Source organism: Streptomyces sp. LS-MS-L19 (genome assembly GCF_058382285.1).
Map to the genome: position 1 here is coordinate 9,208,129 of NZ_JBYCLL010000001.1, position 11,546 is coordinate 9,219,674.

Annotated in this window: 8 protein-coding genes; 6 read left to right on the top strand and 2 right to left on the bottom strand. The window is 71.4% G+C overall.

What is annotated here, in order from left to right; genetic code table 11:
- Window positions 1-59: 59 nt before the first annotated feature.
- A complete protein-coding gene (locus AC2XR2_RS41125) occupies window positions 60-1,991 on the bottom strand; it encodes a phosphatase PAP2 family protein (protein WP_491517918.1) in 1,932 nt (643 codons plus the stop codon).
- 110 nt (window positions 1,992-2,101) lie between these two features.
- Window positions 2,102-3,001, bottom strand: a complete 900-nt coding sequence (locus AC2XR2_RS41130) for an N-acetylglucosamine kinase (protein WP_491517919.1) — start codon at window positions 2,999-3,001, stop codon at window positions 2,102-2,104.
- Window positions 3,002-3,309: 308 nt separating this feature from the next.
- On the opposite strand from AC2XR2_RS41130, the gene AC2XR2_RS41135 reads away from it, so the two are divergent.
- From AC2XR2_RS41135 to AC2XR2_RS41160, 6 genes are all read left to right on the top strand, one after another.
- Window positions 3,310-4,431, top strand: coding sequence for an ROK family protein (locus tag AC2XR2_RS41135; protein WP_491517920.1), 1,122 nt, complete (start codon window positions 3,310-3,312; stop codon window positions 4,429-4,431).
- Between the two features lie 277 nt (window positions 4,432-4,708).
- Window positions 4,709-6,031, top strand: a complete 1,323-nt coding sequence (locus tag AC2XR2_RS41140) for an extracellular solute-binding protein (RefSeq protein WP_330262481.1) — start codon at window positions 4,709-4,711, stop codon at window positions 6,029-6,031.
- 124 nt (window positions 6,032-6,155) lie between these two features.
- Window positions 6,156-7,076, top strand: coding sequence for a carbohydrate ABC transporter permease (locus tag AC2XR2_RS41145; protein WP_449352965.1), 921 nt, complete (start codon window positions 6,156-6,158; stop codon window positions 7,074-7,076).
- A complete protein-coding gene (locus tag AC2XR2_RS41150; protein ID WP_381298126.1) occupies window positions 7,073-7,975 on the top strand; it encodes a carbohydrate ABC transporter permease in 903 nt (300 codons plus the stop codon). The genes AC2XR2_RS41145 and AC2XR2_RS41150 overlap by 4 nt, the downstream gene beginning before the upstream one ends.
- A 2-nt stretch (window positions 7,976-7,977) precedes the next feature.
- On the top strand, window positions 7,978-9,669 hold the full coding sequence (locus tag AC2XR2_RS41155; RefSeq protein WP_491517921.1) for a hypothetical protein: 1,692 nt from the start codon (window positions 7,978-7,980) through the stop codon (window positions 9,667-9,669).
- Between the two features lie 13 nt (window positions 9,670-9,682).
- Window positions 9,683-11,515 carry a hypothetical protein gene (locus AC2XR2_RS41160; protein WP_491517922.1) on the top strand — a complete coding sequence of 611 codons (1,833 nt, stop codon included), beginning with the start codon at window positions 9,683-9,685 and terminating at the stop codon, window positions 11,513-11,515.
- Window positions 11,516-11,546 lie beyond the last annotated feature (31 nt).

Genomic DNA, 11,546 nt, shown 5'->3' on the forward strand with positions numbered 1-11,546 from the left:
GAGCGATCCGGAGGGACCTCATGGGGGTCACTCTCGCACCGGCTCCCGCCCCGCGGGCGTCACCGCTTCAGGAGTCGTACCGACAGACCTTCCGCCGTGTAGACGGGTACGGCCCGCAGCGTGTCGGAGTTCAGTTCGACGCGGTCGAACTGGCCGCGCAGCACCGGCGCCGACAGGACCCGCACCCGCTGCCCCGCCTTCGGGGGCTTCTCCGCGTCCAGCTTCAGCGACAGCACGCTGCCCGCACCGAGCACCGCGCGCCGGGTCACCTCGAGGACCGGCTCCTGACCGGAGCGCAGGGTGAGCTCCAGCGCGCCGGACTCCTGGGTGTAGGTGCCGTGGACCTGGAGCGACGTGTCGGCGAGCGCCAGCCTGCCGTCCCGCACCCGTACGTCCCCGTGGCCGAGCGCGTGGGCCGAGGCGGCGACCAGCGTGCCCTCCTGGAGCACGGTGCCGCCGGTGTAGCGGTTGTGGCCGGTCAGGGTGAGCGTGCCGCTGCCCTTCTTGGTCAGCCCGCCGCACCCGTCGATGTCGTTGCGCCAGCTGTCGGCCGCGTGGAAGCCGCCGGAGGCCGCGTCGAGCGTGACGGTGACGTCGGAGTCGAAGGAGCCGTAACCGTCGGCCGCGGCGAACAGGTTGAGCCGGCCCCACTGCTCGAAGCCGTCCAGCAGGACGTACCCGGAGGGCAGCCCGGTGGTGCGCAGCACCTCACGGCGCTGGGCGGCGTCCAGGTAGGGCTGGCGGGTCTCCAGCAGCACCTCGGCGCCCTTCGGCACGGTGAACGGCTTGGCGCGGCCCTCCCGGTTCAGCACATACGTCAGCCGGGGCTTGACGGAGCGGGCGTTGGCGTCCCGGTCCGCGTAGGCGTCGGCGGGGTCCGAGTGGGCGAAGGCGAAGAGGGTGTCGGCCGTGCTGCCGGTCCGCTCGGTGAAGTACGTCAGGGCCTGGGCCCGGGCCGCGGCCTTGAGGTCGGCGTTCGCGGGGTCGGCCAGGGTGGCGGCGGCCAGCGCGGTGGCCATGATGCGGCCGCCCATGACGTCGACCGTGGAGTGCATGCCGGACATGATCCGGGTGTGGCTGAGCTCGAAGGCGCGGGTCACCAGCTCCTGGAAGCGCTCCGGCACCGCGTAAGCGAAGGCCAGGCCCGCGAGGTGGAAGGCGTTGGTGTGGCCGCTGGGGAAGCCGCCGTCGTCCACCGGCGAGGTGCTGCGCTGCCGCAGCAGCTGGGTGGCGACGACCACCTCGGAGTCGTAGACCGGGTAGCCGAGCGCGTCCTTGGCGCCCGTGTCGACGACCTGGCTGTCCTCGTTCATGCGCCACGGGCGGGGGTACTGGTAGGCGTACTTGCCGGGGTTGCCCGAGGCGTACGGGCCGCGCACGGTGTCCACCAGCTTGGCCACCTGGCCGAGCGAGGAGTCGTAGGACCCGGCGCCGATCGCCGAGCCCGCGGGGGCGTCGGCCGGCACCGCGTCGCTGATGGTGGTCGCCGGGGTGGTGTCGGGGGCGCTGGTGATCGAGGTGACCGCCTTGGCACCGGACCGGTAGAGGCCGGCCAGGGGGCCGAGGCCGCCGATCATGGCGTAGCTCTGGTGCTGGCGGTCGTAGAGGAACGCCTCCTTCGCCTGCGCCTCGGTGCGCCCCTGGGTGACGCGGGCGCAGTAGCGCATGTTGGCGCGCAGGATCTCGGGCCGCAACGGGGTGCCGGTGTTCCAGGCGCCGCCGGTCTTCCACACCTCGGCGAAGCCGCCCAGGACCCGCACCACGGCGTTGGTCTCGGGCGTCAGGTTCGCCATGACGTTGGTCTTGTAGTCGTCGACGAACGCGAGGGGAGCGGTGGCGGCCTTCGCGTCGGCGGCGGCGAGCCAGCTGACGAGGGTGGGCGCGGCCACGACACCGGCCGTGGCCCCCAGGGAGGTCTTGAGGAACCCCCTGCGGTTCACGGCACGTTCGGCGACACGCGTGGGGGAGTGCTGCCCGGCGGATGACGGCATGGATGGGCCTCTCTCTTCAGTTCTGCGGCCGTGCGGCCGGGGAGGGCGTACGAGCGAAGATCTACGGGCGAGTCATGTCGGAACGGAGGAGACTCGACGACCAGGACATGTCACACGAGTGAACGGGCCATCGCCACGGCACCCTCGACCGGCGGCGCCCGCAGCGGACGCGGCCGGGCCGACGGCACGCCCTCGGCGAGCGCCGACACGAAGGCGTCGTACAGCGAGGGCTGGGCGAGGACGGTGCTGCCCGCGACCACGACGTCGTCGACCACGACCCCGCGTGCGGCGAGGCGTCGGACGAGCGCGGCCAGTGCGTGGCCCGCCTCGGCGATCACGGAGCGGGCGAGTGCGGATCCGGCCTCGGCGGCCGCGAAGACGGCCGGGGCGTGCCGCCCCCACTCGGCGGAGGCGGCCGTGACATGCTCCAGCGCGGCGCCGAGCGCGGGTACCTCGGGGACGTCGAACCCGGCCAGCAGACCGAGCGCCAGCGCGTCGGGCTCCTCACCGCGGTCGTGCGCCGCCCAGACGGCACGGACGGCCTCGCGGACCAGACCGGCGGCCCCGCCCTCGTCGCCGAGGAGCGCGCCCCAGCCACCGACCTGGACCGGGGTGCCGTCGGCGAAACGGCCCACGGCGACGGAACCGGTGCCGGCGACCAGGCCGACCCCCTTCTCCAGACCCGCGGCCGGGACCAGCAGTTCGGCGTCGCCCACGACCAGCGCGGGCGCGTCGAAGTGCAGTTGGAGAGCGGTGCGGATCTGCGCGCACTGGCGCGGGGTCTCACAGGCGTGCCCGCCGACGGCGAGGGCGGGCGGGCGGGCGCCCGCGGGCAGCGCGTCGGCGGCCAGCGCGGCCAGCCAGCCGGCGGCGGCCACGGGGTCGTGCGGCCGCCAGCCGCCGCTGGAACGGACGTGATCGGCCACGAGAGCGTCGCCCGCGTACGCGCGCAACTGTGTCTTGGTGCCGCCCACGTCGATGCCGACCACCAGGGGTGCGGTGTCCTGCACGGATCCTCTTTCGTCGGTGCGCTGGGTGCTGCGACGGTGGGCGAACCGTGCCTGGAGGCAGGGCAGTTGATGCACTAGGGAAGCCCCGGGACGGGCTTCTGACGGACCACGGCAGGCGAGTACCGTGACGTTCGTTAGGAAGTTAACTAACGAAGTACAGTGCGTGTCAATAGGCGTCGCGCCTCCGGCTTCCCGGGCATCCTCCCCGAGTCGGGCACGCGTGCCGCCGGAGCAGCCCATCGCCGCCTCCACCGAGCCGCCCGGCCCGGGAGAGCAGCCTGTGACCTGGGGGAACTGTGGAACACGACGTGGTGAGAACCCCCCGTCTGACCGAGAGCGCCAACGCCGTATTTGCCGTGCTGGCCCAGGCGGGCACCGCGACGCGGCCGCAGCTGGCGAGCCTCGCGCGGCTGTCGAAGCCGACGGTCTCCGCCGCCGTGGCCGAACTGGAGGGCGTCCACCTCGCCGCCCACTCGGGCACCTCGTCCGGCGCCACCGGGCGCAGTGCCGCCGTCTACCGGCTCGGCCCGGCCGCGGGCGCCGTGCTCGCCGTCGACCTGGGCCCCGCCCTCACCCGGGTACGCGGCTGCGCCCTGGACGGCACCCTGCTCGCCGAGGCCACCGGACCCCGGGAGGACGCCGCCGACGTGGTACGGGAGGCGCTGTCCGCGCTGCCTCCCGACGCTCCCCTGCGCACCATCGTCGTGGCCGTCGGTGACGTCACCGCGCCGCAGCGGATGCGCCCCGCCACCGCCAAGGCCGGCCCGGTCTTCGATGCGGTGACCGTCGCGCTGCCGCCCGGAGTGCCCGTCCACCTGGAGAACAACGTCAACTGCGCCGCCCTCGCCGAACTGCACGAGGGCGCGGCCCGCGGCCGGCACACCTTCGGCTATCTGCGGATCGGCGTCGGTATCGGTCTCGGCATCGTCGTGGGCGGCCAGGTGCTGGCCGGCGCGAACGGCGCGGCGGGTGAGCTCGCCCGGCTGCCCTACCCCTGGGACGACGACCTGGAGCCCCGCCACGAGGCCCTGGAGGAGTACATCGGGGCCCGCTCCCTGCTGCGCCGGGCGGCGGAGGCCTGGCCGGAATCCGACGGCCCCTGCCCGCGGACCGTCGAACAGCTGTTCTCGCTGGCCGGACAGGGCAGTCCCGCGGCCCGCGCGATCGTCGACCGGCACGCCGTGGACGTGGGCCGGCTGGCCGCCGCCGTCACCGCCGTACTGGACCCCGGGCTGCTCGTGCTGGGCGGCAGCACCGGTGCGTTTCCGCAGCTCCTGCCCGGTGTGCGGGCCGAGCTGGAGCGGCTGAGCTGGCCCACCGAGGTGGTGAGCAGCCAGGTCGGCGATCTCGGCACCGTCGTGGGCGCCGCGCGCCTCGCCGTCGCCAGAGGAGTCCAAACCGTGACCCAGCCTGTGCGGACGAAGGATTGACGGTTTCGGACTCGGTCTGCCAATGTCCGGACAAGCGCTTTCTAAGTCGGCCGGGACGCCGGCTTGGGGCGAGCGTCCCGCCCGTACTCGACGTACGGCAACCGCACGAGGGCGTGCCCGTGCGGTGACGGCCAGGACGGCCGGGGAGCTCACCCCGCGTGGACGACGCGGCCGGGCGAGGCCGCGCCCCCGGAAAGTGACTTTTCCTGCAAAATGCCCCCGTGCCGTTCGACCGGTGCCGGGCTCCGTCTCCTACGACGAAAACAAGGGATCGAAGATGACCACTGTGGGTGTACGGCGCACGCGCCGACTCGGCCGCGGCGGGATGCGCCGCCTGGTTCCGCTCGCTGCCGTTGTCACGGCAGGTGCACTGACGCTCACCGCCTGCGGAGGGGACTCCGGCTCCGGCGGCACGTCCAAGTCGCTGACCTTCTGGATCTCCACCGTTCCGGGCCAGGACGCGGGCTGGAAGAAGGTGGTGGCCGACTACAAGAAGGAAGCCGGCGTCAGCATCAAGCTCGTCAACATCCCCTACGACGGCTACACGACGAAGCTGCACAACGCCGCACAGGCGAACTCCCTGCCCGACGTGGCCGCCGTCCCGGCGCTGGACCCGATCTGGTCGAGCAAGCTGATCGACCTCAAGTCCATCGCCGACAAGAAGAGCAACAACATCAACCAGAACTTCCTTGCCAAGGACTCCTCCGGCAAGGTGCTCTCCATCCCCTCCGACGTCACCGCGTCCGGCCTGTTCATCAACAAGTCGCTCTTCGAGAAGGCCGGCGTCTCCTTCCCGACCGACCCGGCGAAGACCTGGACCTGGACCGACTTCATCGCCGCGGCCAACAAGGTCCGCGAGAAGACCGGCGCCAAGTACTCCCTGACCTTCGACCAGTCGCCGTCCCGGCTGCGCGCCATGGTGTACGAGATGGGCGGCAAGTACGTCCACGCCGACGACTCCGGCAAGTTCTCGGTGGACGACGCCACCAAGAAGGCCGTGAACACCTTCGTCGGCTGGAACGACGACAAGACCATGCCGAAGTCGGTGTGGACGTCCGGCGCCGACCCGTCCGCCATGTTCCAGAGCGGTGACGTCGTCGCCTACTGGTCCGGTGTGTGGCAGGTGCCCGCCTTCGCGGACAGCATCAAGAAGTTCGAGTGGGCGAGCGTCCCGACCCCCGCCCAGCCGGTGCAGGCCAGTGACGTCAACAGCGGCGGCATGGTCGTGGGCTTCAACAACAACGGCGCCGCGGCCACCGCCGCCACGAAGTTCCTGTCGTGGCTGTACGAGCCGGCCCACTACAAGGTCCTGTGCGAGACGTCCGGCTTCCTGCCGGTCGAGAGCGGTCTGAACCCGACGTACCCCTTCAAGTCCGAGGCGGCGCAGGCGGCGTTCAAGCTCTACAACCAGGAGATCCCGCTCTACGCGCCGATCTCCGGCTACTTCAACAACGCGCAGACGCAGTGGGTGCTGAAGGGCAAGAGCCTGACCGAGGACCCGACCAAGACGGAGCTCGGCAAGGCGATCAACGGCCAGCAGTCGGCCGACAAGGCCCTGCAGAACATCGTGGACGGCTACAACCAGCAGGTCGGCGGCTGACCGCAGGCCACCAGCGCCCGGGCGGCGGTGTCCCCACCCCGCCGCCCGGCCCCGGCCGCCCCCGGACGCCGGGCTCAGGGCCTGAGCCCGCAGCAATCCCTTCCACCAGCACGGAGACAGGAAGATGACAAAACGCGCCTCGGTCGTGTCGGTGAGCTCGCCGAGTCCGCCAAGGAGACGCAGCAAGTACACCCTTGCGCCGCTCGTCCTCATCGCGGCCAACGTCGTGCTCTTCGCGCTGTTCTTCGTCTGGCCGGCGGTGATCGGGCTCCTCTACTCGTTCACCAACTACACGGGCGTGGGGGCGTTCCAGTGGATCGGGCTGGACAATTACCAGAACCTCTTCGGGGACTCCACGTTCTACGACGCGCTGACCCGGACGCTGCTGTACACGGTCCTCTTCGTCCCGCTGAACTTCGTGGTCTCGCTGCTCGCCGCCAACCTCGTGGTGAGCAAGCACGCCAAGGGCGGGTCCGTCGCCCGCGTCGTGTTCTTCATCCCCTGGCTGCTGTCGCCCATCGTCGTGGGTGTCCTGTGGCGGTGGATGTTCGGTGAGAACTTCGGCCTGGTCAACTACGTCATCGAGAAGTTCGGCGGGGACGCCGTGCCGTGGCAGTCGAACGCGGACCTCTCGCTGCTCGTGGTCGTGATGGCGGCGGCCTGGGCCTGGACGGGCTTCACGATGCTGCTGTTCATCGCGGCGATCAAGAACGTGCCGGTGTCGTACTACGAGGCGGCCTCGCTCGACGGCGCCGGCCCCTGGCGCCAGTTCTTCAGCATCACCCTGCCGAGCATCGCGCCCACCTCGTTCATCGTGATCCTGCTCAACACGATCAACTCGATGAAGGAGTACCCGGTGTTCGTCGCCCTCAACAACGGCGGACCCGGCACCTCGAACAACCTGCTCGTCCAGTACATCTACGAGACCGGCTTCAAGCGGGGCCAGATCGGCTACGCGAGCGCCGCGTCGTTCGTGCTCATGCTCATCCTGATGGCCGTCGCGATCATCCAGCTGATCGTCAACCGACGGGTGGAGAACCGATGACAACCACAGACATCCCGCGCCCGGCCGACGTCGGCTCCCGGCGGAGCGTCTCCAAGAAGCGGCCCCGCAGGACGGCCACCGGGGGGCTCCGGCAGGCCGTGTCCGCGACGACACTGCTGTGGATCATGGCGTGCCTGTACGGCTTCCCGGTGCTGTGGTTCATCCTCAGCTCCCTGAAGCCGTCCAGCGACCTGTTCTCCTATCCCCTGACGCTGGTCCCGCACAACCCCACCCTGTCGGGATTCAAGGCGGCCTGGGACAGCGCCAACTTCTCCCAGTACTTCATCAACACGGCCATCGTGTGCGTGGTCACGACAATCCTCACGGTGGGTGTCAGCTGCTGCACCGGCTACGCCCTGGCCAAGTACGACAACAAGTGGCTCAAGTTCTTCTTCATCTGCATCCTGGCCACCACGATGCTGCCGTCCGAGGTCATGCTCGCCCCCGAGTTCCTGGTGGTCCGCAACCTCGGCCTCTACAACTCGTTCGCCGGCATCATCCTCCCGGCCGTGCTCACCGCGACCGGATGCTTCATGTTCCGCCAGTTCTTCCTGACGGTCCCCGACGAACTCGTGGAGGCCGCCCGCATCGACGGCGCCCGCGAACTGGCCATCTTCGCGCGGATCATGGTGCCGCTGTCCCGGCCCATCATGCTGACCCTCGCCATCCTGTCCTTCCAGTGGCGCTGGAACGACTACATCTGGCCGCTGCTGATGCTGAACGACCCCAACAAGTTCACCGTGCAGATCGGTATCCAGAGCATCGTCGGCGCGCAGAACATCAACTGGTCGGTCCTGCTGGGCGCGTCGGTGATCTCCATGATCCCGCTGATCGCGATCTTCCTGGTCTTCCAGAAGTACGTCATGGGTGCCGACATCAACGCCGGACTGAAGGACTGACGTTGCCCTTCCCGCTCGACCACGAGTTCGTCCGCGCGGCAGCGCTCGCCGCCGACGGGTCGGCCGACCCGTCGGCGGAGTTCATCGAGCCGCACCGCGCCCTGGCCCGGCGGGTGAAGACCCTGGTCGCGGCGTACCGCTCGCCGGAGTCGGCCCTGCACGGCAGTGAGCGGGCCGTCGCCGCCGCGCTGACCCACCTGCGTGCCCTGCGGTCCGTGCAGACGGCCTCGGGCCTCTTCGCGGGCGGCGACAACGTGCAGTCGCCGCCGGACTCCGCGTTCACCGTCAACGACGTGTGCGACGCGTACGTCCTCGCGGCCGGCGCGGGGCCGGAGCTGCACGAGGTCAGGGCGGCGCTGGCCGAGATCGCGACAGCCGCCACCGAGGCGCTCCTGACCGGTGGCGTGCACACCCCGAACCACCGCTGGGAGCTGAGCGCGGCGCTCGCCCGGCTGCACCGGTCCTTCCCCGACGACCGGCTCCTCGCCCGCGCCGAGGAGTGGCTCGCCGAGGGCGTCGACATCGACGCCGACGGCCTGTACTCGGAACGCAGCGCCGTCTACGCGTCCATCGTGACCAACCCGGCGCTCCTGTTGCTGGCCGAGGTGCTCGGGCGCCCGGACCTGGTGGACGCCGTCGAACGCAACCTCACCGCGACCCTGGACCTGATCAGGCCGGACGGCACCGTGGAGACCGTCCACTCCCGCCGCCAGGACCAGCGGATGCCGTTCGCGCTGTGGCCCTACCTCCCGCACTACCGGCTGCTCGCGATCCGCACCGGCCGGGGCGACTTCGCCCGCGCGGCCCGCCTCGCCGCCGCCGACGGCATCCACGATCCCGACCTGCTCGCCCAGACGCTCCTCACCCCGGACCTGTCCCGCGCCCTGCCGGACCCGGACGCGGAGCAGCTCCCGCGCCACCGGTACCTCCCCACCGCACGTCTCGCCGCCCACGTCTCGGCCACCGCGCACACCGTGGTCCACGGCGGCTCCGACGTGCCCGAGCACCGGCGCATCCGCTCGGGCCTCGCCTGCAACCCCACCTTCCTGCGCCTGTTCGCCGGTGCCGCCGTCCTCGACGCGGTCCGCCTCTCGCGCGCCTTCTTCGACCTGGGCCCGTTCCGCGCCGCCGACATGGAACGGCTCGACGACCACCGGTACCGGCTCACCCAGACCCTCACCAGCGCCTACTACCAGCCGCTCCCCAAGGACCGCAGGCGCGACGACGGCGCCTACCGCCTGGTGGACGAGGGCCGCTTCTCCGCGGCGATGGCTTTCCCCGACCGCCCTCAGGACGAGGTCACCCACACGACCCGAGTGGAGGTCGACCTCCGGGAGGACGGGGCCGACCTGCGGATCGACATCAGCGGGCCGACGGTGCCCTGGGCCCTCGAACTGACCTTCCGGCCGGGCGGCGAACCGCAGGGCGCCGTACCGCTCGGCGACGGACGCTGGTGCCTGACGACCGAACCGATGACCTACCGCGTCGGCGACGACGGGATCCGGGTCGAGGCCACCGTCGAGACGGGCGAACCGCTCGCCGGACCCGACCGGAGCGACATACTGCGCTACGACCCGGGCCAGGACTACACCGTGACCGGCGGCACCGACGCGACCACCGGGAACCGCGTCTACCTCGGTGGGCACGGACCGCAGGCACTGACCCTCACACTGCGCGCCACCTCTCAGGCATGAAGGACTGATCCCCGTGCACCTCCCCCGCCAGCTCGGTCCGCTCCACGACCTGCCGGACACCCCGGAGGCCTACGACGCGGTCCTCGCCGACGTCACCGAGCAGGCCCTCGCCCGCCTCACGCCCGAGGGCAGCCTCGAACACCCCGACTGCGTCGACGACATCGGCGACACCTCCCTCGGCATCACCTCGCTGCTCGCCCACGCCTGGCAGCGCGGCAAGGACCCGAGGCTCCCGGACGCGGTCGCCCGCAGCCTCGCCTTCCACCTGCGCGAGCGGGTGTATACCGAAGACAACCCCGGCTACCCGAACCTCAGGCAGCGGAACTCGGGCCTGCCGTACGCCCGTTACACCCTCGCGGCCGGCGCGCACCCCATCGGGGACTGGCCCAGCACGGTGTGGGCGCTGCTCCAGGCGGTGAACATCCTCGACGCCGCCGACGGACTGGTCGACGACGGACAGCGCGCCGAACTCCTCGACGTGGCCCGCGGATACTGGCGCTGGCTCACCGAGGCGACCTTCTTCAACCCGCAGGAGGCCGGCAACCAGGCGATCGGCTGCGTGGTCGGCGGCCTGATGCTGGCGGCCCATCTGCCCGGCGGGGAAAGGGAGTCGGTCCGCGCCCGCGCACTCCAGCTGTACACCGACGAGATCCGCGCCCACCGGGTCACCGACCGCGGCGCGGCCCTGCCCCCCGAGCACGGCGGCGCCTACGACAACAACTACGGCCCGATCTCCCTGTCCTTCCTCGCCCAGGCCCACCGGATCAGCGGCGAGGAGATCTTCGCCGAGGACGGCGACACGCTCGCCCGCTACGTCGACGCCCGCCTGACCAACGGGGGCTTCGACAACGGCGGTCCGCGCTACAGCGAACAGCACTCCGCGTTCGAGTCGGTCCTGGGGCTGCGCTACTTCGGCGCCCGCATCGGCGCCGACCTCGGCCGCTACCGGGGCGACAGCCGCTGGGCCCGGCACGCGGTCAAGGAGGACGGCGGGGTGGACGGCCACTTCGCCTGGATGCTGGTCTGGCAGAGCCAGGACACCACCCGCTGGCACCGGGAGCCGTCCACGGCCACCGCCCGCCACCAACTGCGCGCGGGCACGGTCTCGGTGGCCTTCGACTCGCAGCTGACACCGGCGGTCGTCGAGGCGGCCGGCACGTACTACCTGCCGGCGGCCGTGAACCGCCAGCACGGCTTCGGTCCGGTCGTCGACGGCTTCCTGCTGTGCCGCCCCATGGGCGAGGTCCGGGTCCGCGACCTGCGCGCCGACGGCCTCACGGCCAAGCTCGTCACCAAGCCGGTCGTCGGCCGCGACCACGTCCTGCGCCACCTCCAGTCCCTGTACGTCACCGACGGCACGAGCCTGTGGACCACCGTGACCGTCGAGCGCCTCTCCGGCACGCCCTACCTGCTGGGCGGGCTGCCGTACGCCGAGGACGACGGCGACCGGGTGCGCCGTACGGCCGAGGGGGAGGTGGCGTCCGTGGGCGCCCTGCGGCTGACGCACCCTTCGGCCGAGGGGATCGACCACTTCGACGCCCGCGCGGAGACCACCCAGGAGCTCGCCGCGTTCGCGCTGGCCGCCGATCCCCGCGGCTACGGCAACCCCGACGAGGGCTGGCGCCACCTGGTCAGCTCCACGGCCCTGGAGGCGGACCCCGTGCCGGACGCCCCCGACGACCTGCACGCCTTCGCCGTCCGCTACGGTCCCGGAGCCACGCTCACGGCGACCTTCACACGCGACGGCGCCGGGCTGACGGTACGCACGGAGGCGTTCACGGCGATGATCGGGGACGTGGGGGGCGACGCCCACGGGGAGCCGGAGCTGACTCTGTCGGCCTGCTGAGCGCAGTCAGGAAGGCATCCGAGCGGGCCGG

Bases quoted from the DNA above. Each gene is read 5' to 3' on its own strand.
- AC2XR2_RS41125 (WP_491517918.1), bottom strand. From the start codon at position 1,991: ATGCCGTCATCCGCCGGGCAGCACTCCCCCACGCGTGTCGCCGAACGT.
- AC2XR2_RS41140 (WP_330262481.1), top strand. From the start codon at position 4,709: ATGACCACTGTGGGTGTACGGCGCACGCGCCGACTCGGCCGCGGCGGG.
- AC2XR2_RS41145 (WP_449352965.1), top strand. From the start codon at position 6,156: ATGACAAAACGCGCCTCGGTCGTGTCGGTGAGCTCGCCGAGTCCGCCA.
- AC2XR2_RS41150 (WP_381298126.1), top strand. From the start codon at position 7,073: ATGACAACCACAGACATCCCGCGCCCGGCCGACGTCGGCTCCCGGCGG.